Source organism: Pedobacter heparinus (genome assembly GCF_032678725.1).
Taxonomy (GTDB): Bacteria; Bacteroidota; Bacteroidia; order Sphingobacteriales; family Sphingobacteriaceae; genus Pedobacter; species Pedobacter heparinus_A.
This window is the reverse complement of sequence record NZ_JAVTSC010000011.1, coordinates 209,188-228,681: the sequence shown is the minus strand read 5'-3', so window position 1 is coordinate 228,681 and position 19,494 is coordinate 209,188. Positions and strand designations below refer to the sequence as shown.

The 19,494-nt window shown below is 42.8% G+C and carries 13 protein-coding genes; 8 read left to right on the top strand and 5 right to left on the bottom strand.

Features of this window, described 5'->3' with window-relative positions; genetic code table 11:
* Nucleotides 1–518 precede the first annotated feature (518 nt).
* On the top strand, nt 519–653 hold the full coding sequence (locus R2Q85_RS17475) for a hypothetical protein (protein ID WP_316813076.1): 135 nt from the start codon (nt 519–521) through the stop codon (nt 651–653).
* A 133-nt stretch (nt 654–786) separates the two neighbouring features.
* Here the strand turns inward: R2Q85_RS17475 and R2Q85_RS17470 are convergent, their stop codons facing one another.
* Nucleotides 787–4,773 carry a two-component regulator propeller domain-containing protein gene (locus tag R2Q85_RS17470; protein WP_316813075.1) on the bottom strand — a complete coding sequence of 1,329 codons (3,987 nt, stop codon included), beginning with the start codon at nt 4,771–4,773 and terminating at the stop codon, nt 787–789.
* Nucleotides 4,774–5,257: 484 nt separating this feature from the next.
* On the opposite strand from R2Q85_RS17470, the gene R2Q85_RS17465 reads away from it, so the two are divergent.
* The 5 genes from R2Q85_RS17465 to R2Q85_RS17445 all read left to right on the top strand — a co-directional run bounded on the left by R2Q85_RS17465 (nt 5,258) and on the right by R2Q85_RS17445 (nt 12,443).
* Nucleotides 5,258–6,346: a glycoside hydrolase family 2 TIM barrel-domain containing protein gene (locus R2Q85_RS17465; protein WP_316813074.1), complete on the top strand. Its 1,089-nt coding sequence runs from the start codon at nt 5,258–5,260 to the stop codon at nt 6,344–6,346.
* Between the two features lie 30 nt (nt 6,347–6,376).
* Nucleotides 6,377–7,390: a glycoside hydrolase family 43 protein gene (locus tag R2Q85_RS17460; protein ID WP_316813073.1), complete on the top strand. Its 1,014-nt coding sequence runs from the start codon at nt 6,377–6,379 to the stop codon at nt 7,388–7,390.
* Nucleotides 7,391–7,469: 79 nt separating this feature from the next.
* Nucleotides 7,470–8,522 carry a 2Fe-2S iron-sulfur cluster-binding protein gene (locus tag R2Q85_RS17455; RefSeq protein WP_316813072.1) on the top strand — a complete coding sequence of 351 codons (1,053 nt, stop codon included), beginning with the start codon at nt 7,470–7,472 and terminating at the stop codon, nt 8,520–8,522.
* Between the two features lie 125 nt (nt 8,523–8,647).
* Nucleotides 8,648–11,491, top strand: coding sequence for an excinuclease ABC subunit UvrA (uvrA, locus tag R2Q85_RS17450; protein ID WP_316813071.1), 2,844 nt, complete (start codon nt 8,648–8,650; stop codon nt 11,489–11,491).
* 10 nt (nt 11,492–11,501) lie between these two features.
* Entirely contained in the window at nt 11,502–12,443 is a 942-nt protein-coding gene (locus R2Q85_RS17445; RefSeq protein WP_316813070.1) for an NAD(P)H-hydrate dehydratase, read from the top strand.
* On the opposite strand, the gene R2Q85_RS17440 is transcribed toward R2Q85_RS17445, so the two are convergent.
* The 4 genes from R2Q85_RS17440 to R2Q85_RS17425 form a co-directional block, all read right to left on the bottom strand.
* Nucleotides 12,436–13,266, bottom strand: a complete 831-nt coding sequence (locus tag R2Q85_RS17440) for an anti-sigma factor (RefSeq protein ID WP_316813069.1) — start codon at nt 13,264–13,266, stop codon at nt 12,436–12,438. The two genes, R2Q85_RS17445 and R2Q85_RS17440, sit on opposite strands and share 8 nt — an antisense overlap.
* Nucleotides 13,267–13,818 carry an RNA polymerase sigma factor gene (locus R2Q85_RS17435; RefSeq protein ID WP_316813068.1) on the bottom strand — a complete coding sequence of 184 codons (552 nt, stop codon included), beginning with the start codon at nt 13,816–13,818 and terminating at the stop codon, nt 13,267–13,269.
* A 51-nt stretch (nt 13,819–13,869) separates the two neighbouring features.
* Complete coding sequence (gene lipA / locus R2Q85_RS17430) at nt 13,870–14,748, bottom strand: lipoyl synthase (RefSeq protein WP_316813067.1); 879 nt, start codon at nt 14,746–14,748, stop codon at nt 13,870–13,872.
* A 70-nt stretch (nt 14,749–14,818) separates the two neighbouring features.
* Nucleotides 14,819–15,238: an META domain-containing protein gene (locus R2Q85_RS17425; RefSeq protein WP_316813066.1), complete on the bottom strand. Its 420-nt coding sequence runs from the start codon at nt 15,236–15,238 to the stop codon at nt 14,819–14,821.
* A 77-nt stretch (nt 15,239–15,315) separates the two neighbouring features.
* On the opposite strand from R2Q85_RS17425, the gene R2Q85_RS17420 reads away from it, so the two are divergent.
* Both R2Q85_RS17420 and R2Q85_RS17415 read left to right on the top strand, forming a co-directional pair.
* Nucleotides 15,316–15,720 carry an OsmC family protein gene (locus tag R2Q85_RS17420; RefSeq protein ID WP_316813065.1) on the top strand — a complete coding sequence of 135 codons (405 nt, stop codon included), beginning with the start codon at nt 15,316–15,318 and terminating at the stop codon, nt 15,718–15,720.
* Nucleotides 15,721–16,265: 545 nt separating this feature from the next.
* A complete protein-coding gene (locus R2Q85_RS17415) occupies nt 16,266–19,484 on the top strand; it encodes a TonB-dependent receptor (protein ID WP_316813064.1) in 3,219 nt (1,072 codons plus the stop codon).
* Nucleotides 19,485–19,494: the final 10 nt, after the last annotated feature.

Sequence of the window (19,494 nt, the reverse complement as noted above, 5' to 3'; positions counted from 1 at the left end):
TGGGTATTCCGGGTAAAATGAGCACGGATTCCGCATTTAAACTGACACCCCATTCCGCACCATATTGACCCCCTCATTCCGGGGCAAAGTGACCATTTTGATAGCCAGAACCACGTTTTTACCATCATCTTTCTCGAAAATCAGTTTGCGATTTCAGGCATTTTTAAGCCCTTAGGCTCGCCGATACAACCTAAGCTGAGCTCTGTATCAGGAGGCAGATTTGGGATAGCTTAAATCGTCTTATTTGAGGTCATCAGGTTAGAGTCCAGCAAAAAGCGTTTAAAGCGCCTGGTCCTGGTTCTAAAACTGGCCCTGGATAAAGCTGAAGGAAATTTGAAGGATTAAGAGAAGGTAGTTCGGCAGGTTGAAGGGAATTGGTTATATTAGTTAAAGAGGAAGTAACTTTTCATACCACCCCCGGCAACCGATTTATCGGTCACTTTGCCCCGGAATGAGGGGGTCAATATCATCGGAATACGCATATTAAGGAACAAGTTGATCTGGCTAGATCCGGACAGTTGAAAGCAGAAGCAGAGCAGGAAGTAAAACAGGAAAGTAAAATCAAGAAAGAGCAGGCAAAGCTTTGGGTTTATATTGGGATTACGGTTATTATAGTTGGATTTTATCTGGTGCGTTTATTTACGATAAAGTAAATCTTATAAGGAATGCAAAATAAATAAAGACACAAAAACACGCCAGAAAATCTTAACCTTATAATCATAGCTAATAATTTCCTTTAATGCTTTATTTTTCAACAGCTATCTTCTCATTTAATTAGGTTAAATATTAATCAGTTTTTATCAACTGCTTCGATGCAGCATATTCAGAAGGTGTCATGCCAAACTGTTTAAGAAAGGATCTTCCAAATTGCGCCTGAGAACTAAAGCCCGTCATGGAAGCGATCTTCAGAATTTTATGGTTGCCTTCGGCCAGCAGTTCGGCAGCCCGCTTAAGCCGGGTAATGTTGATGAGCTCGTGCGGTGAAAGATTGGAAATGGCCTTGATTTTCCGGTACAGTGTTGGCCTGCTCATGTGCATGACATCTGCCAGCTGGTCTACATCCAGCGATTTGTTGTCCAGGTTTTTATGTATGGCTTCATAAAGCGTTTCCAGAAAAGCCTCATCTGCTTTATTATAGGCCATACTCTTGATGTGTACCAGCGGAGAACTTGCAAAGTAGTTTTTAATTTTATCCCGGCCTTCCAGTAAATTTGAAACCTGGGTTAACAAATGATCCGGAGAGAATGGTTTTTCCAGGTAGGCATCGGCACCAACCTCCAGGCCTTCTATTTTAGACTGTAAAGTATTTTTTGCGGTGAGCAGGATGATCGGTATATGTGCATATTCCAGGTTCTCCTTCACTGCCCTGCACAATGCTATTCCATCTAAAACCGGCATCATGATATCGCTGATGATCAGATGGGCACTTTTTCCTTTTAAAATGTCCAGGGCTTCCTGTCCGTTTCGGGCTTGTAATACTACAAAATTTTTAGCCAGTTTATCTGCAATGAAGGTACGGATCTCTGTATTGTCTTCTACTACTAAAATGGTAGGGCAATTTACGGCATCTTTTTTTTGTGTGATGCTTTTTGCAATGGGGTTTGTTTCTGTTAAACTGACTTTGAATTCTTGTTCATGGCGTATGGGCAGGGTCAATACAAAGGTATTGTGTTTTTTGTCCTCATTTTTAAGTTGCAAGCTGCCCTCATGCAGTTCGGTAAGGGAGCGGGCCAGGGGAAGGCCAATTCCTGTTCCTCTTTCCGATCCTGCACTGGTCATCCTGAAGAAGGGTTCGAAGATCTTTTCCTGGAAATTTTCTGGAATAACTTTGCCGTCACTGGTTACGGTGATCACAAAGTTATGCTTAAAAGTGACCAGCTGTACCGAAATTTCGTTTCTGGAGTATTTTACCGCATTGTCGATCAGGTTGCTGAATATCTTATTTAGTGCTTCGGGGTCGGCATAGGCGTAGAGGGGTACCTCTGGTAAATCTACAGTTAATTCCAGTTTTTTATGTTCAATGGCTGTTTTGAACCTGGAACAGTTCTCTTTCAGGATGTCGTTGATGTTTACATTTACAAAACTGAGGTTAAAGCCTTTGATCTCCGTTTTTCTGAAGCCCAGGAGTTGATCGGTCAGTTCTATCAGGCGATTGGTATTTTTTTCCATGGTCGTCAGGTTCTCTTTGAGCTGGGGCATAGCTTCCGCATGGCGGATCACTTCCTCCAAAGGACCTTTGATCAGGGTTAGGGGTGTTTTGATTTCGTGGGTAACATAAGTGAAAAATTCGATTTTAGCCTGGTAAAGCTCCGTCTCCTTTTTAGATTCCCAGCGCTCGATCTTTCTTTTATTTCTATCGCTGATCCGCTGATGGTAATATTTTATCCCGTAATATATGGCACTTACCATAATGAGGAAGTAGAGCAGGTAGGCTATTGAACTTGCCCAGCAAGGAGGATTGATGACGATTTTAAGGCTGGCCACATAAGGATTCCAGATACCACTACTGTTGGTCGCTTTAACTTTAAATGTATACGTACCCGGAGCTAGATTGGTAAAATATACTTTTCTGTTGGTCTTAAGATAGGTCCAGCTTTTGTCCAGGCCTTCCATGGTGTACATGTATTCTGTCATATCCGGGGCTGTAAACCCTAAGGCAGCAAAATCAATGCTAAATGTGGATTGATGGTGTGCAAGGTTCAGCTGCCTGGTAAAATTGATGGATTGGGTTAAGGCTGAATTCTTTTGACCGATTTGCAGTTCTTTGTTGTACACCTGGAAGCCGGTAATGTAAATTGGCGGAACAAACTGGTTTTTCCTGAACTGATCTGGCAGAAAGCTGATCATCCCTTTTACACTTCCAAAATACATCCGCCCATTCTTATCCATAAACGCCGAACTGTAATTGAACTGATCGCTAAGCAAGCCATTAGACCTGGTATACAATGTTAGTTTTTCATCCGGACTAAAGTTGACAAGCCCACGTGAGGTACTGATCCATAAGTGCTGCTTTTGGTCTTCCAGGATCCTGTAGAAAACATTGGTTTGGAAGCCATTTTTGGTAGTATACCTGGCAAAACTTTTGTCTTTTTCATTAAAGCGGTTGAGACCATTTTCTGTTGCAACCCAGATGTTACCTTTGCTGTCCTGGAAAATGCTATTGATGGCATTGCTGCTCAGGCTTTTGGTATTATTTTCTTCGAACTTATAGGAAGTGGATCTTTTGTCGCCATCATTATAAACATACAGGCCATCCCTTAATGAGCCTGCCCAGATATTGCCGGAATTGTCTTCCATTAAATATTGGTAATGGACATTTCCCGGCACTTCATTTAGCAGGCTAAAGTCATCGCTATGTTTATTATATCTGTACAGTCCATAAGAACTGCCAAGCAGTATGTCTCCTGAACGGGTTTTTAATATGGATTCAATAAAATTGCTTTTTAACTGGTTGGGCTTACTTCCTATCTGGTAATGCCTGATCACTTTTAAGGTATTGATGTCTATAACGTCCAGTCCACGTTCAAAAGTTCCCACCCAAAGTTCATCATCTGTAGCCAGCAATCCGTGAATATTGGTATGGCTAATGCTGGTTTTGCCTCCACCTGGTTTAAAATGTTCAAATACCCCGGTTTTAGCATTTAGCCTATTTAAGCCGGCGTCTTCTGTGCCAATCCAGAGGTTCCCATATTTGTCACTGCATATTTCTTTAACCGCATAGCCGCTTAGACTATTGCCGGAAGCTTGTGGGAAAAATTTATCAAAGGAGGTAAATTCCTTTGCATAATAGTTTACGCCCCCGAAATATGTTCCTACAAAAATCCCGCCTTCTTTGTCTTTACACAAGGTATAGACTGCATTATCTGAAATAGAATACGGATCGTTGAATTTATTGCGCAGGTTTTTATATTTACCTGTCTTCATATCATAAATGAACAATCCTGATTCTGTCGCTATCCAGTAGCTATCATTTCCTATATCCATAAAATCCCTTACATAGATGGCAGTGTTGTCAGGATTAGAGGTTAACAGGTCCCGGTAGGACAACGTATGGATATCAAATACTTTTATTCCCTGATTTGAAGTCCCGACCAGTAGATATCCTTTATTGGTATGATATACTTTTTCTATCCACTGGGAGATGGCCGGTTTGGATTTGTCAAATACCTTATAACTAATAAATGAGTCGGTTGCCGGCTGGTATCTTTGGATGAAACCATCAGCTGATGACACCCAGATATCGTCTTTTTCACTGATGCTGATGGAGGTTGTACCGGTATGTGCTTTGTTCCTGTATGTGATGTTCTGCTTTGTTTTTTCATTATAGCGGGAAAGGAACAAGCCTGTTATATACCATATATTTCCGCGGCTGTCTGCACTTACATCTCTGATGTCATATCCTTTTGAAGCGGGAATCAGGCTAAAACTTTCTTTAAGTGGATCGTACTTATAGAGCCCGGTAAGTGTGCCAATCCAGATGGTCTGGTTTTTATCTTCATACAGGCTGTGGATAAAATTGTTGCCTATGCTTTTCGGATTATCGGGATCATTTCTAAATATTTTGAAAGTATAGCCGTCAAATCTGTTTAAGCCATCTTTTGTTCCAAACCACAAAAATCCTTTCTTGTCTTGTAAACTGCAGATCACGGAGTTGTAAGATAGCCCGTTTTCTACCTGGTAGTGCCTGAAGGAGTACGACTGGCTGTAACCAATGCTTACCACGCGGAACAGCAAAAAAAATACAAGGAATAGTTTGGCTGGTTTGGTGTACATATCCGGTTTGTTGTGGTTATCCTAAAGATAGTTCTAAAACTTTGATAAACGAATATAAAATGTATCAGTTGCTTGATTAGACCGATAATAGATGCATTTTTGATACAAATTGTACAACATTTGATCAGCAGGAGCAAATATTAATTCTTCTATTAGCACCATTAACAAATAGACAATCCTGTGCATCCGGACATCCGGAAGGTGGGGAGTATTAAAAGTGGCCAGGTAGACGTGCTGGTCCGCATTGGCTTTAATTGCATCTGGTATAAAGGTTGTCAGCATGGCCAATCCTGATGCATTAAAACTGGCGGATCATCCGTTTGCCTGTTTGCTATTACTGGAAAATTGGATTGATGGCCCCAATGTTAAAGCAAGCTTATTCCGTGGATACGAAAGGTCTGGATGATCAAAGGACGTGTAGTAGCGGATATTGAACTGTTATAATTAGAAAATAATAACCGAGAATAAATAACAATCACAAACAATGAAAGACTTAAAAACCTATCTATCGCTGCTGGTACTTGCCCTGATGTTTCAGTCCTGTACACAAAAGCAAACCGGACAAACCAACCAGAAACCCAGAGAAATATGGACAGTAGAAAAAGCTAATAAATGGTATGAGCAATGGGGCTGGCTGCGAGGTGCTGACTTTATTCCCAGCACTGCTATCAACCAGCTGGAAATGTGGCAAAAAGAAACTTTTGATGCGGCTACAATAGATCGGGAACTGGGATTTGCAGAAGGGATAGGAATGAATTCTATGCGGGTATATCTGCATCATGCTGCCTGGCAGCAAGACCGGAAAGGTTTTAAAGAAAGAGTAAAAGCCTATCTGGATATTGCCGATAAACACCACATTTCTACTCTGTTTGTACTTTTTGACGATTGCTGGAACCCAACCTATAAAACAGGGACACAGCCTGCGCCTAAGCCTGGTATCCACAATTCGGGATGGGTAAGGGATCCGGGAGATCTTTATCATCAGGATCCCAAACTGGTGGATACACTGGAAACCTATGTAAAAGACATGCTGACAACTTTTAAGGATGACAAGCGTATTGTGCTGTGGGACCTGTACAATGAACCTGGCAATTCAGGCTATGGCAATAAAAGCATGGACCTGCTTAAAAAGGTATTTGAATGGGGACGTACCGTTGATCCTAGCCAGCCACTATCTGTGGGGGTATGGAAGCGTGACCTGAAAGAGCTTTCTGATTACCAGATCCAGAATTCTGATGTCACTACCTATCACAATTATGGCGACACGAAAGACCACCAGTTTTGGATTGATACCCTCAGAAGTGTATCTAAACGACCACTGATCTGTACAGAATATATGGCCAGAACGAGGGGAAGTTTTTTCAGTAACATTATGCCATTGCTTAAAAAGGAAAATATTGGTGCATATAACTGGGGCCTGGTGGCGGGTAAAACCAATACCAAATATGCCTGGGACACCCCTATGCCTGATGGCAAGGAACCAATGGTCTGGTTCCATGATATCTTTAATCCCGATGGAACACCTTATAAGAAGGATGAGGTCGATCTGATCAAATCACTAACGGGAAAGTAAAATAGACCGCATCAGAAAAACTTAAACAATATGATGATGAGATGTAAACTGCTTCTGTTGCTGTTGTTGTGTTCCCCTTTACTTGTCTGGAGCTGTAGTAACAATAAAAAGGCTGGGAAAGAGAAAAAGGACAAGGGTATTGTTAACCCAATGCTGAATATGAATTTCCCTGATCCAACGGTGATCAAGGTGGGCGATAATTATTATGCCTATGCCACTAATACTTATTACAAAAACAAGAGCTATAACATTCCTGTAGCAGTATCTACAGATTTAAAGACCTGGAGGGTAGCGGGAGATGCATTACCGGGGAAGCCAGATTGGGCCACGAAGGATTTTTGGGCGCCACATGTACTTTTTGATGGCAAACTGAATAAATATGTCATGTTTTACTCTGGTGAATTCGGTCTCAATACGGGTAAATGTATTGGTGTTGCTTTTTCGAGCAAGCCGGAAGGCCCCTTTGTAGATTCTGGTGCGCCGATCATCAGTGGGCCAGGTTTTGCTATCATTGACCCATTTGTATTTGTTGATCCGAAAACAAATAAGAAATTAATGTACTGGGGTTCTGCAGAAAAGCCAATTAAAGTTCAGGAACTGAGTGACGATTGGAAATCTTTGCTGCCGGGCAGTGTGCCAAAGGATGTGATCCCAACTAGCAAGGAAGCAAAATATGACCGTTTGGTAGAAGGGGCATGGGTAGATTATCAGGATGGTAAGTATTATATGTATTACTCTGGTGACAATTGCTGTGGGGTAGGTGCCAGTTATGCGGTACTGGTTGCCCGTTCTGACGATGCTTTTGGACCCTTTGAACGATATGGGGAAGCCAATGGTACAGGTAGCAGTGTAATCCTTGAAAAAGATTCGAAATGGATGGCAACAGGGCACAATTCCATTTTCCGTGATGGGAATGGAACTGCATACATCGCTTATCATGCTTTGCCTGTTAACCAGACTACCGGAAAAGCAATTGGCGCAGACAGACTGATGCTGATCAATAAAATTGAATACGTTAATGGCTGGCCAAAAGTGATCAGGTAATTTATACTTTTTGTAAGCTTTATAAGCGTTCAGAGACTCCTGGGTTTCTGAACGCTTTTTTTATTATTTTTACCAGCCTATGGTATTGATACAACTGCGCATTACTGAAATGACATTTTGCCCTGGTGAAACACTGATTATTAGTTTTGAGCCTGTAGACGGGCCGAAACCAATATATCTTGCTGGCCAGTTTTTAACCCTGGTTTTTAAAGTAAATGGAAAGGAGCTGAGAAGGTCTTACTCGCTGTGCAGTTCTCCGGATGTGGACGAACCGCTTTCCATCGCTATAAAACGCGTGGAAAATGGGGAGATATCCAGGCTCTTGCACCATAAAACGGCGGTAGGAGATGTGCTAACTGCTGTTGAACCCAATGGGCGGTTTAGTTATATGCCTGAAAACCAGCTAAAAAGAACGGTATTCCTTTTTGCTGCGGGTGTGGGCATCACTCCTTTGTATGCCATCGTTAAAACTGCACTCATCCGGGAGCAATACAGCAAGGTTATCCTCATTTATAGCAACCGCTCAGCTGATCAGGCCTTGTTTTATAAGGAATTAAACAGCTGGCAGGAAAAATACCCGGAGCGTTTTAAAATCGTGTATGTGTTTAGCCAGTCGCAAAACCTGCTCATGGCCCGCTTAAACGGCCCCCTAATTGAACGCCTGGTTAAAGAAAATCTGGAGTTTGATCAAAAAGATACCTTGCTGTATACTTGCGGGCCGGTCGATTACATGGATGTTTGCCGCATTACCCTGCTCAATTTAGGGTTTGACCAAAGCCAGATCAAAAGGGAGACCTTTGTGTTGCCTGAAGATGAACTGGATGAAGATGATGCAACCGAAAAGAAAGTGAAACATACCCATACTTATTCGGTGATATTGAATTTTAAGAACAATATTTACCGCTTAAATGTTCCTTATAACCAAACCATTTTAGATGCTGCTTTGGCAGCGCACATTAAGCTGCCTTATAGCTGTCATGCGGGGATCTGTAGCACCTGCACAGCAAACTGTATTAAAGGAGGCGTGGAAATGGACTATAATGAGGTGCTGATGGATGATGAAATTGCGGCTGGAAGGGTACTGGTTTGTACCGGTCACCCTACAGAAGACGGGACTACGCTGGTTTGGTAGGCTTGATAACATGGTTAATGTAATTTTTAGTTTTGCGCCATTATTTTGATAAAATTTTTAGCAATTTTGTGCCGTAAAAAAATATGATCTTAAACGTATAGAATCCATATCATTTTTAAATAAATATGAGCAAAAATACTGTTGACCTTGGCGAGCAAAAAGATGTTGAAGTGTATGGGGCCAGGGTGCATAACCTTAAAAATATAGATGTTTCTTTTCCCCGGAATAAACTGGTAGTAATTACTGGTTTAAGCGGCAGCGGTAAATCTTCGCTGGCTTTCGATACCATTTATGCCGAGGGGCAGCGCAGGTATATGGAAACTTTTAGCGCTTATTCCAGGCAGTTTATGGGTGGGATGGAAAGACCCGATGTAGACAAAGTATCTGGTTTAAGCCCGGTTATTGCCATAGAACAAAAAACAACCAGTAAAAATCCCCGCTCTACGGTGGGTACCATTACCGAGATCTATGATTTCATGCGTTTGCTGTATGCACGTACGGCCGATGCTTTCTCGTATAACACCGGCGAGAAGATGGAGCGCATGAGCGAAAACCAGATTCTTGAAAATATATTCAATAAGTATGGCAACATGCCGGTAAATATCCTTGCTCCTGTGGTAAAAGGGCGTAAAGGACATTACAGGGAGTTGTTTGAGCAGATCCGTAAACAAGGTTATGTCAAAGTGCGTATTGACGGGGATATCCAGGACATTACGCCAAAAATGCAGGTAGACCGGTATAAGATCCATGACATTGAGATTGTGGTAGACCGTCTGATCATCGACCTGAAAGACGTAAAGCGTTTACAGGATTCCTTGCAAACAGCGATGCGACTGGGTAAAGGGATCATCAAGATCAGCGACAAGGATAATAATGTATCACATTTCAGCCGTTTCCTGATGTGCCCTACAACAGGTATTTCTTATGATGAGCCCCAGCCGAATAGTTTCTCTTTCAACTCTCCTTATGGGGCATGCGAAAACTGTGACGGCCTGGGTTATATCTTTGTGGTAGACAAGGAATCGGTAATGCCCAACCCTAAGCTGAGTATTATGAACGGCGGATTGGCCCCATTGGGTGAATACCGCGACATCTGGATGTTCCAGGTATTGAAAGCATTGGCCAAGAAATACAATTTTTCTTTGTCTACCCCGATTGAGAAATTGGGTGATGACATCATCAACATCATTTTAAATGGCTCTCATGAGCTGATTTCTGTAGCTGTTGAATACAACAAATGGAATGTGCAAAATTACCAGATCACTTTTGATGGCATTGTTAAGCTGTTAGAAGAACAGCAGGAGCGTAAAGGTGAAGGAGCGGTAGATGATATGGAGGCTTTCAGGAAACTTAAAACCTGTCCCGTATGTAACGGAGCACGCTTAAAGAAGGAAAGTCTGCATTTTAAAATTGACGGTAAGAACATCTTTGAACTGGCCGAGATGGACATCAGCAGCATCAAAGAATGGTATGTAGATCTGGAAAACAGGTTGACGGAAAGACAAAATACGATAGCTAAGGAAATCTTAAAAGAGATCAGGTCCAGGCTGGGCTTTCTGAGTGATGTTGGACTTAACTATTTGTCCTTAGATCGTACAGCACGCACCCTTTCGGGAGGTGAGGCACAGCGGATCAGGCTGGCAACACAGATCGGCTCGCAGCTGATGAACGTGATGTATATCCTCGATGAGCCGAGTATCGGTTTGCACCAGCGTGACAACGAGCGTTTAATAGGCGCGCTAAAAAACCTGCGGGATCTGGGTAATACAGTACTGGTGGTGGAGCATGATAAGGATATGATCCTGGAAGCCGACCATGTGATAGATGTTGGCCCGGCGGCGGGTGTGCATGGCGGACAGATTGTTGCACAAGGTACACCAGCCGAGATTTTAAAATCTGATACGCTTACAGCTGCCTATCTGAATGGTAAAAAAGGTATAGAAGTTCCAAAAAAACGCAGAAAGGGTACCGGACATAAGCTTTCCATCATCAAAGCAAGCGGACACAATCTGAAAGATGTTTCTGTTGATTTTCCTTTGGGTAAGTTCATAACGGTAACTGGTGTATCGGGTAGCGGTAAGTCGAGTTTAATTACGGAAACCTTATACCCCATTTTAAACCATCATTTTTTCAGGGCCAAGAAACATCCTTTGCCTTATGAAAAGATCAATGGTTTAAAAGAAATAGATAAAGTAATTGAGATAGACCAGGCACCTATTGGCCGTACACCAAGGTCAAACCCTTCTACGTATACCGGGGTGTTCTCAGACATCAGGAATTTATATGTTCAATTGCCCGAAGCTAAGATACGGGGTTATAAACCGGGCCGGTTTTCTTTTAATGTGAAGGGCGGACGCTGTGAAACCTGTCAGGGTGGCGGCATGAAGGTTATTGAAATGAATTTCCTGCCCGATGTTCAGGTGCCGTGTGAAGAATGTCAGGGTAAGCGGTACAACCGGGAAACACTGGAGGTACGCTACAGGGGTAAATCGATCAGTGATGTGCTGGACATGAGCATAGAAGAGGCTTGTGGATTTTTTGAAAACATGCCGGCTATTTACCGCAAGATCAAAACACTTCAGGATGTGGGGCTTGGGTACATTACCCTGGGGCAATCTTCTACTACTTTATCCGGAGGGGAAGCCCAAAGGGTTAAACTGGCAACCGAACTTTCCAAGAAAGATACGGGACGGACTTTTTATATTTTGGATGAGCCTACAACTGGCCTGCATTTTGAGGATATAAATGTATTGCTGGGTGTGCTGAATCAACTGGTAGAACGGGGAAACACCGTACTGGTTATTGAGCATAACCTGGATGTGGTAAAAGTGGCCGATTGGGTGATAGATCTGGGTGAAGAAGGTGGTGCCGGAGGTGGCAGGATCATCTTTGAAGGAACTCCTGAAGGCCTGATCCAGAATCCGATCAGCTTAACCGGCAAATTCCTGAAAAAGGAAATGGGCCTGTAAATAAAATATTATGGCAGTCTTTCTAAGTACTTTTCTGCCCGATTCTGATGCTTCAAGCAAATTGCAGGTTGTAGATGAAGGACTGGACAAGCTGGGGACGGAAGCCGAAAGTTCGCCTTATAAATTAATTGGCGATGCGGATATTAAAGCGATTCTGAAGCCAAGAAAAGCTTTTTCTCATAAGGGCACTTACGGACATGCATTGATTATTGCCGGAGAGACTAAAACGATGGGGGCTGCACTGCTCTGTGCAAGTGGTTGTTTGTATGCCGGTGCAGGCTTAACTACAGCGGCTGTCCCCGAAACCGGACTAACTGCATTGAATACTGTGCTCCCTGAAGTCATATACCTGGACAGGAAGCACCTGGTCAACATCAAATCCTTAAAAAAATACAATGCCATTGCGATTGGACCAGGTTTAGGTAAACTGCTTGAAGCGGTATGTCTTGTAGAAGAGCTGATGGTTTTAAAGCTGCCCGTCATTGCTGATGCAGATGCTTTAAATATCCTTTCGAAAAGAGAAGACCTGCTTTTTCACCTGGCTAAGGATTCCATCTTTACCCCTCATTTAAAGGAGTTTGACAACCTGTTTGGGAAGCATAAAAGTTGGTGGGAGCGACTGCAGACTGGCCGGATAATGGCAAAAAAGCTGGGTGCTGTTATTGTGCTAAAAAACCAATATACTTTTATCATTGATCAGCAAGGCGATGTGCTGATCAATCCTACCGGAAACCCGGCTATGGCACAGGGTGGAATGGGTGATGTGCTGACCGGCATGATTGCTGCTTACGTGGCCCAGGGCTATAGTGCAAAAGCAGCAGCCATATTGGGCTGTTATTTTCATGGTAAGGCCGGCGATGAACTTGCTGAAAATCATTGCAACATTACAGCTTCGCAATTGGCTGTGGAGATTCCGGTAACGGTTAAGCGTTTTTTAAATCCTGTTAAATAGGAACCCCGCCCATTACGATCATTTGATCCATAGTAGGTACTGCATTTCCACCACGTTTTTCGAGTGTTACCGCGAAAGCCTGGGCACCGGTGATTTCTTTCATTTTAAGCAGGATATGTGTACTGTCTGCTTTTACATCAAATACACCCAGGTCAACTGGTTTGCCATTTACTAAGGCCCAAAGCTGGTATTGGTGGGCCTGGTCATTTGCCGGAAGCGCCAGTTTAGAGTTGTCTACCATCACATGCTGACCACTTTTGTGCCAATAAACTATCATTTTGGCTTTAGGATCCATGGCTGTACCTGCAAGTTTTACTATTTTCCAGTCCGGATCGTTCGGCATGTCGGCAATTTTTTGAAGATCTGTATTGTGTTCTTCAAGGTGACTTACAGTAGCCGCAAATTTTTCTTTATCGAGGTTAAGTGCCAGGATTTCACTTTTGGCGGCACCCAGCTCTGTACGGGCAGAGAACAAAGCGACTACGCTGATTACCAACAGGGCAATACAGGCAACAAGGGCGATGCGTAAAGTCCGTATTTTTGATTCGTATGTGCTGGTGTGCAGGGGTACTACCATACTTTCTTTAGCAGGCTGCTGCGGTTGTATCTGATCCAGGATTTTCTCCTTCAGACCTGTACTTGGTTCAACCGCATGATTTAAGGCATATTGTTCCATAGCCATTTCGATAGCTTCAATTTCCTGTTTCACCTCAGGATATTTAGCTGCCATTGCTTCAACTTCCTGTTGTTCCTGAACAGTTAACTGTCCAAGAACATAAAGCTCAAGTATGCCGGATTCTATATATGCTTTTCCTTCTTCCACCTAATTAAAATTCTTTCTTAATTCCATAATAGCCATCCGGATCCGTGTTTTTACGGTGCCTAATGGCAAATTTAATTCTTCTGCCGCCTCTATATGCGTATATCCCTTAAAATACACCATGTTCAAAACCGCATTAAACTCTGGTTTTAATGCATTGACCATGTCTTTTACGCCCAAAGTATCTGCATTAAAAGTAACTTCTTTTTGTGCATCAATGAAATCTACGTTATTTTCTATATCCTGGTTTTTCCCTGCATTTTTAAAATCTTTTGATCTTAATTTATCGATGGATAAGTTCCGGGCAATGTTTAACATCCAGGTAAACAGACGCCCTTTCGCCGGGTCGTAACCGTCTGCAGAATTCCAGATCTTTATGAACGCTTCTTGTAACAGGTCTTCCGCTACTTCAGTTTGTATGACAATCCTGGAGATTACACCCAGCAATGCGCCTGAGTACATGTCGTACAGGGCTTGGATAGCGATCGTGTCGCGACTTTTCAGTGCGCTGACCAGCTCTTCTTCGGAGAGGGATATTTTCTTTGCTGTTGCCAATAGTTTACTAATATACAGAAAAACAACAAAGAAAAAGTTAAAGTGTTTTGGTTAAAAATCAAACAGATGTTTTTCTGCATGGTAAGAGGAACGGACAAGCGGGCCACTCTCTACATACCTTAATCCTTTAGCCAGTCCGATTTCTTTGTATTTGACAAATTGATCGGGATGGATCCAGTCTACTACAGGATGATGGTTGCGTGTAGGTTGCAGGTATTGTCCCAGGGTTAAAATGTGTACCCCATTGGCAACCAGGTCGTCCATTGCTTCCAGTACATCATCTTCCGTTTCGCCAAGCCCCAGCATGATACCAGTTTTGGTTCTGAGCCCAAATTCAGATATGCGTTTCAGCGCTTCTAAACTCCTATCGTATTTGGCCTGGATACGCACTTGTTTCGTTAAGCGCCTTACCGTCTCTACGTTGTGAGACATCACTTCCGGGCGTTCTTCTAAAACGCGGTACAGGTTGTCCCATTGGCCTTTAAAGTCAGGGATTAGCGTCTCTAATGTAGTTTCCGGGCTTTCTCTCCTGATGGCCTGCAAGGTTTCTGCCCAGATGATGGAGCCTCCGTCTTTCAGGTCGTCTCTGTCAACAGAGGTTATTACACAGTGTTTTACCTGCATCAGTTTCACGGAGTTGGCTACGCGATTGGGCTCGTCTGTGTCAACAGCCAATGGCCTGCCTGTAGCTACTGCGCAAAAAGAACAAGATCTGGTACAGATGTTACCAAGGATCATGAAGGTCGCTGTTCCCGCGCCCCAGCATTCGCCCATGTTGGGGCAATTGCCACTTTCACAGATGGTATGTAGCTTATGGGTATCCACAAGACTCCGCACCTGTGCATATTCTTTGCCAACGGGAAGCTTTACTCTAAGCCAGTCTGGTTTGCGTTGTACTTGATTTTCTGAAACAACCGGTAATGCGATCATGCCACAAAGTTACACAATAGGGTTTGAATTTTATAAATATGAAATGTTTACCGGATGTAAACTTGATAAACTACTTTTTTGTAAAGCGCATCAATGGAAGATCTCCCTCCAGCATGGTCAGGGTATTTTCTTTCACTTCATAAGCATTTACTTTTTTCAGCATATCTAAAAACACCTTTTCTCCTCCGCCTTCACAATACCTCATGGTCATTGGGCCAGGCTCAGAAATGGCCATTTTATTCCCTTCAATGGTTAGTTTGCAGCTAAAACCATTACAACTGGTATTGCCACTAACTTCTGTAGGGTTCTCTTTAAAGTTGATGGTTGGTTTTGCGTTAGGAAATAGGCCGTTAAAGGCGATTCTTGGACCTGTAATATAATTCAGTTCCCATGTTCCTGTTAATTTCTGGGCAGATTGGTTTTGTTTCATCGTATTACATGCCGTTAGTGCAGCCATGCTGATGAGCATAACAAAGATGATTTTTTTCATGGTATTTGCTTTAATTTATACTTAAAGTTAGCGATTTTGCTTAAAGTTTGTAAAATAATAATACTTAATTTTACCTCATGAGTACTTCAAAAATAACTTACAATGGTGGTTTAAGAACCACTTCCATACACCAGCGTTCTGGTAATGAAATTATCACCGATGCCCCTGTTGACAATAAGGGACAGGGAGCAGCCTTTTCGCCAACAGATCTGCTGGCTACGTCGTTAGGTAATTGTATGCTAACGATAGTTGGGATTGCAGCCAATGAGCATGGCTTTAATATTGATGGTACAACTTGCGAGATCACAAAGGTCATGGCGGAAAATCCGAGACGTGTGACCGAGATTGTGGTGGATTTCCAGTTTCCTGCAAATGGCTATTCAGATAAGGACAAAAAGATCATAGAAAGATCGGCCAATACCTGCCCGGTAATGTACAGCTTACATCCTGACATTAAAAAAACGGTTTCTTTTAACTACTAGCTTACATCAGCGATGATAATTGCCTCTCCGCTTTTTAAGGTAATTTTTTTGTTAATAACAGGCAAAAATGCCGGTTATTAACAAATTATCCCGGATAAAATTTGGAAAGTAAGAATAAATACTTTTATTTGTAATGTAAACGATTACAATTTTGTTTTTCGTTAGCTTAACCAAATATATGAGAACAGTCAGCAATAATGGGTGGTCCGTCCTATGGACAATAATCAGCATAACATTGATCAATAGATTGAATTCATTTGAACCTGTAACCATACCGATTAGAAAAGTAAGATTTCGAAAGTAGCTATATATACAATTTTTTTGCACATAAATGTAATCGATTACATTTTATGTTGGCCTTGAGAAATCATGGTAAATGATAATTTATTAAGGTAAACAGATCAGCTAAAGCAACCAAAAACCAAATATAAATCAGATGATGAGTAAGAAATTCCCACCTTAAGCGCATTACATCAATTTATACAGATTGATGGATAGTCAAGTGTCTCTTAACGCAAATGTTTTAAATGATTAAACGAAATAATATGCAACTTTTTATAAAAGCTATACGAAAACTCACTTTGATGATGGGTTTATTGATGACTGCAGCACAGTTGTTCGCTGCTGTACCTATTGAACGGGGTGTTATTAATGCAGCTGTTTTTTTTGCAGACATCAAAGTAAACGGCCGCGTTTCTGATGATAAGGGTCTGGGAATTCCTGGGGTAAGTGTAAAGCTTAAAGGTACGAATACCGGAACAATGACAGATGCAAATGGGAATTACAGTTTAACTGTGCCGGATAATGGTATTTTGGTGTTCAGTTTTACTGGTGCGGTAACTCAGGAGCTTCCGGTAAATAACCAGAAAACCATTAACGTTAAACTCAGCGAAGATGTAAAAACATTAAATGAAACTGTGGTCATAGGGTACGGAACCCAATCTAAAAAAGCAGTTACCGGTTCGGTAGCCTCCATTGGGTACGATAAATTTAAGGACCGCTCTTATACCAATGTCACCCAATCTCTCGCCGGACAAGTGGCGGGTGTAAACATCAGCCAGGGCCAGGGCGCGCCGGGTGTAGCGCCTATCATCCGGATCAGGGGCGTAAGTTCCATTACTGCTGGTACCAATCCACTTTTTGTGGTAGATGGCGTGCCGCTGGAAAATTTTAACCTCAACCTGATCAATTCCCAGGACATCGCTTCTGTAGAGGTACTAAAGGATGCTTCCTCTGCTGCTATTTATGGATCAAGGGGTGCCAGCGGGGTTATCCTTGTGACCACCAAAATGGGAAAATCGGGCAAGACAGATATCAACGTCAACCTGGAATACGGTAGCCAGAAGGTAGCGCGGATGATTGATATGATGGATGCCCAGCAATGGATCCAGTATTACATCCTGGCCAAAAACAACTCCTGGACAGATCTGGGGGGTGGCAGAAAGGCCTCTGATCCAAACAGCGTAAGGGGAAATGCTTCTACCTATAAAATCCCCGAAGAATTCATCAGTAACCCGGGGCAGTTCGGAGCGGGTACAGATTGGCAGGATGTGATGTTTAGGGTAGCTCCCATGAAAAGCGGGCAGTTATCCGTTTCGGGGGGGACAGATAAAACACAGTTCCTCTTCTCGGCTTCTTATTTAGACCAGGATGCGGTGCTCGACCAAAACTATTATAAGCGTTTATCCTTACGTTCAAATGTGAAACACAACGTGTCTGACAAATTTACCCTTGGTATGAACCTGAGCTTTACCGGGATTTACGACCGTACCGACGGCACCCAGGGAAAAAGTGATGTCATTGGCTTAGCCCTGCAAAGCGACCCGTTTTTCCCATTGTACAATGAAAATGGAAATCTTGGAATGGCTGATCCAAACTCCATCTGGAACCGCTATCTGCAGTTTAACCCTGTCAACTTATGGCATCCTTATGCCACCACCCGGTTTACGGACAAACAAAATAAAGCCTTCAATACGCTGGCGATCGGTTATGCGGAATATAAGATCCTCGACAACCTGAAATTCCGGACCAGTTTAAACGGAAACCTTGGCAACAATCGCTACAATTATTACCTGATCAAAAACCAGGGATATGGTTTCAATCAATCCTTGACGCCTTCTACAGGAACGGCATCCAGTGGCTACCTGCTAAACTGGTTAAATGAAAATACACTGAACTACGATCTGAAAGTTAAAGACCATACCTTCAACGTGCTGGCGGGATATACTGTTCAGAAACAACATGATGAATTCCAGTCGGCAACGGCAACTAATTTTCCCAACGACCTGGTTCATACCTTAAACGCGGGCACCGTAACTTCCGGAACTTCCACCATTTCTGAATGGTCAATGATCAGTTATCTGGCCCGTTTGAATTACAATTATAAGAACAGGTACTTTTTAACTTCTACGATTCGCCGTGATGGCAGTTCCCGCTTTGGTATCAATAATAAATGGGGTTACTTCCCTTCGGTATCTGGCGCATGGGTCGCATCTGATGAAAGTTTCTTTGCCAGCATAAAAGCGATTTCCTTATTAAAACTGAGGGCGAGTTATGGTGTGGCGGGGAACAACCAGATCCCGAATTATGGCTCGAGCAGTCTGCTTGGTCAGGGCAATTATGCGCAGGGGGATGCACTTTCCAGTGGGTTGATCACGCTCAATATCAACAATAAGGATTTGAAATGGGAAAAAACCAACCAGCTGAACCTTGGGCTTGACCTGGGTGTTTTCAACAACCGGCTAAACTTTTCGGCAGAATACTACAGCTCCATCACCAAAGACATGCTCCTGAACGTGCCTGTGCCTGATATTTCCGGATTCGGAACGCAGCTCACCAATATCGGTAAAATGAAAAACGCAGGGGTAGAACTGAATATCAATTCTAAAAACTTTACCGGAGACTTTAAATGGACTACCGACTTTAACTTCTCGCACAACAAAAACGAAGTACTTCAATTGGGGCCTAACAATGCACCGATCTATTTTACAGATAACGAAACGACCGTAAAAACAGAAGTCGGACAGCCCATATCTAATTTTTACGGCTACCAGTTTGATGGGGTGTATATCAACCAGGCGCAAATCAACAACAGCATCCATGAAGCCAGTACCGTTCCGGGCGATCCGATCATAAGGGATGTGAACGGCGATGGCAAAATAACAATCGACGACAGAACGGTCATCGGTAATTACCAGCCTAAGTTCACTGCCGGCATTGTCAATACCTTTTCTTATAAGGGAATAGAGTTGTCCTTCATGTTTCAGGGTTCTTATGGCGGAGAGATTGTGAACCAGAATTACAGGTTCCTGGGCTATTGGAACAGCGGCAGAAATCTTTACGCTAACGTAAATAATTATTATAAATCGGAGGCTGAACCCGGAGATGGCATCAATCCAAGGCCGACTATGGTTCGCAAAGCCTTTCAATCGGCATTCTCTACGTTATGGGTAGAAGATGCTTCTTACCTGAGGTTAAAGAACGTTAACGTTTCTTATGCCCTGCCTGAAAGACTGTTAAAAGGAACGTCTATCAAAACATTGCGGATTTATGCGAATGCAGACAATGTCTATTTATTCAGTAAATACACGGGGTATGATCCTGAGAATACTACCTTCAGTGCCACCTCTTATGCTTCAAATGGTACAGCTGCCAATTCGGGTACAGTTTCCTCGGCAACACCCCCGGGCGCGCTGATCGGACTGGATTACGGTTCCTATCCGGTTCCGCGTGTGATTACAGTTGGTTTAAGGGCCAGTTTCTAAATAAATGATT

Coding starts and splice junctions, on each gene's coding strand:
- R2Q85_RS17470 (WP_316813075.1), bottom strand. CDS start 4,773: ATGTACACCAAACCAGCCAAACTATTCCTTGTATTTTTTTTGCTGTTC.
- R2Q85_RS17465 (WP_316813074.1), top strand. CDS start 5,258: ATGAAAGACTTAAAAACCTATCTATCGCTGCTGGTACTTGCCCTGATG.
- R2Q85_RS17460 (WP_316813073.1), top strand. CDS start 6,377: ATGATGATGAGATGTAAACTGCTTCTGTTGCTGTTGTTGTGTTCCCCT.
- R2Q85_RS17455 (WP_316813072.1), top strand. CDS start 7,470: ATGGTATTGATACAACTGCGCATTACTGAAATGACATTTTGCCCTGGT.
- uvrA (WP_316813071.1), top strand. CDS start 8,648: ATGAGCAAAAATACTGTTGACCTTGGCGAGCAAAAAGATGTTGAAGTG.
- R2Q85_RS17445 (WP_316813070.1), top strand. CDS start 11,502: ATGGCAGTCTTTCTAAGTACTTTTCTGCCCGATTCTGATGCTTCAAGC.
- lipA (WP_316813067.1), bottom strand. CDS start 14,748: ATGATCGCATTACCGGTTGTTTCAGAAAATCAAGTACAACGCAAACCA.
- R2Q85_RS17425 (WP_316813066.1), bottom strand. CDS start 15,238: ATGAAAAAAATCATCTTTGTTATGCTCATCAGCATGGCTGCACTAACG.
- R2Q85_RS17420 (WP_316813065.1), top strand. CDS start 15,316: ATGAGTACTTCAAAAATAACTTACAATGGTGGTTTAAGAACCACTTCC.
- R2Q85_RS17415 (WP_316813064.1), top strand. CDS start 16,266: ATGCAACTTTTTATAAAAGCTATACGAAAACTCACTTTGATGATGGGT.